This is a genomic window from Vallitalea sp. (assembly GCF_025211055.1).
Classification (GTDB): domain Bacteria; phylum Bacillota; class Clostridia; order Lachnospirales; family Vallitaleaceae; genus Vallitalea.
Genome location: NZ_JAOARO010000076.1, coordinates 1 through 2,649, shown reverse-complemented (window position 1 = coordinate 2,649; position 2,649 = coordinate 1). Strand labels below are relative to the sequence as shown.

3 protein-coding genes are annotated in these 2,649 nt (G+C 29.4%); all 3 read left to right on the top strand.

The annotated features are described in order from the left end of the window. Window positions 1-868: transposase (locus N4A55_RS10600; RefSeq protein WP_293756035.1), on the top strand; the 868-nt coding region annotated here is incomplete at its 5' end. 606 nt (window positions 869-1,474) lie between these two features. After that, window positions 1,475-2,047 (top strand): polymorphic toxin type 17 domain-containing protein, encoded by a 573-nt coding sequence (locus tag N4A55_RS10595; RefSeq protein WP_293756033.1) that lies wholly within the window; start codon window positions 1,475-1,477, stop codon window positions 2,045-2,047. Between the two features lie 15 nt (window positions 2,048-2,062). Beyond that, window positions 2,063-2,350: a hypothetical protein gene (locus tag N4A55_RS10590; RefSeq protein WP_293756031.1), complete on the top strand. Its 288-nt coding sequence runs from the start codon at window positions 2,063-2,065 to the stop codon at window positions 2,348-2,350. The last annotated feature ends 299 nt before the right edge of the window (window positions 2,351-2,649 follow it).

The window sequence follows — 2,649 nt, the reverse complement described above, 5'->3', positions numbered from 1 at the left end:
TGGTATTTATTATAAGATTAACCAACTAATGACAAGACGTAATAAATTAGTAGACCAAAGAACGTCAGTTATTAATCAGTTACATATGCAGTTATCTTATAATTATTATAATTACAGTAAATTTTTCAATGATATTTCAGGAAAGACAGCTTTAGCTTTTTGGTATAACTATCCGAGTAGTAAGTATTTAGAAAATGTGTCTATAGAAGAATTAGGGGCATTTCTTAGAAAAGAAAGTCATAACTATTTTACTGATAGTAAGGCAAAGACATTATTAGATTTTATCAAAGTAGATAAAGACATTTTATCTCATGATGATACTAGATGCTTCCTTATTAAAAGCTATGTTGAAGATATACGTTATAAGCAAAGGGAAATATCTACTATTGATAAATTATTACAGCAATCCATTGATGAATTAGGGGTTAACCTACAATCATTTAATGGTATAGACCTTATTACATCAGCACAGTTACTATCTGAAATAGGGGATATTAATAGATTTAATAATTCAGCAAAACTTGCTCGTTATTCGGGTATTGCCCCAGTTACTTATAGTTCTGGAAGCAAGGAAAAGAACTTTCGTAACCAAAGAGGAAATAGGAAATTAAACAGTATATTCTTTTATATTGCACTTAGGCAAATATCTGTTAATAGAAACACTGATACACCTAAGAATCCTATATTATATGAGTATTATCATAGAAAAGTATCAGAAGGTAAAACCAAGTCACAGGCTTTAATTTGTGTGTCTAGGCGACTTGTAAATATAGTATTTAACATGCTTAAGTATAAAAAAGACTATAGCATTCAGCCTATCAATAATAAAGTAATTGATAATCAACTAAAATCACCCAAATGTGGTTAGTATTCAATCTTTGAACACTTCCCATTATCATTATTGACGGTATAATCAAGACTTATACAACTAATGTGAAAATCATAACTAATACAATTAACATCAAAATAGCTACTATTATAAAAATATAAAGTAGAGTACAATATATGTTATAATATTCAATATTAACATAGCTTAGCAATGATATTATATTATGATATGAATAGCTATGCTATAATGCTACATCTATCTATATACAACTATAATCTATAGTTAACTAATTATGTCAACCTTGTTACGGATAGAGATATCAAAAGATATCTTCTATACATTAGATTAATAGTTATGGATAGTTACCGTGGGGATGGATTGAATCTTTTACGCTTATGTAGCCAATAATCCAGTAAACTATATAGACCCAAGTGGTTATTGCAAAGAAAGTGGCAATCGCAGCCCTTATAAACAAGGAAGAAATGTAACATTAAGAACTCAACATGCTTATATACCTACTGCTATTTTGGCAACTGCTAATGCTTCAAATGTTTTAGAAGCACCTGTTGTAAATAAATCATTTATCCAATTACTTAAAAATCTTGGCATAAATCTTGGTAAAAAAGCAGTACCAGCAATTTAATTTTGGAAGGTATACAATATCAAAAAAGTTATGGTAATCCTGATTTTAGTGAATTTAGAAGAATTACACCGTTGGAACAAGAAACACCCGATTATACAGATATGCCTATGCAAGAAAATGTAACACAACCGACTATATTTCCACGTGAAGAGCCAGACAAACCATATATTATTATTGATTTTGAAGGAGGTCAATATTCAGACCAAACTGAAGGTATGGATATTATAGAAGAGGATTCTAAAGATAAGATATTAACTAATCCAATGGAGCAAAATCAAAATAATGGAATATTGTTTGCAAAGAGTATACCAAATAAGTATCCATGGAATGAGTTACCTATGTCAGGTGATCATCCATTCAATCCTCCTTTAGATAAAGCTGGAAATCCAGTAATGAAAAAAGGACCAAGAAAAGGTTTACTAGATGCAGATGGTAACGAATGGGTAGTTGACAAACCAGCTGCTAAAATTGGTAATTTCCATTGGGATGTACAACATAAAAATGGTACACATACAAATGTTAATCCACGAAGTAATAATCCAGGAAGTATTAATCATGGAGAAGATAACTTTTAGATAAGGAATGAAAATATGAGTGTTATATCTGAATCATTACAAGATGAACCAATTGTTATTATTTCAAATTTTGTTGCTTGTAAACATAATGAACAGTTTGATTGGGAAAAATCTAGAGAATTTAATATAGGTGATGTTGTTTATTTTCTGGATGGCTTTGAAGATAGAAATACTAAGCAAGAACACCTAAAATGGTTCGTGAAGTTTAGAACAGAAGAAGGTGATATATATTCAGCAACGCAACTTTACTTTGTTGTAATGGATGAATGGGAAGATATTATAGAATATGCTAAAAAAATATAACACAAGCATATATTATACCAGGGGATGACATATCTTAAAGTAGCCATATGATTAATAACAGAAGTAGTTACTTAAGGGAAGCCAGAGATTATCACTAAACGTATACTTATTGTCATAATGACCCAATCATTTTCATAAACCCAAGTGGACATACTGCAAGAGTAATATATGATTCCGAAAAATATAATTATGAAATGAGCGACTTGGCATATTATATAAAAAATGGCTTTAAAAATATAATTGATAAAAGTAGTTCTCTTTTATTTTCTTAAACTAATATTAAGAGATTTATTTATAAC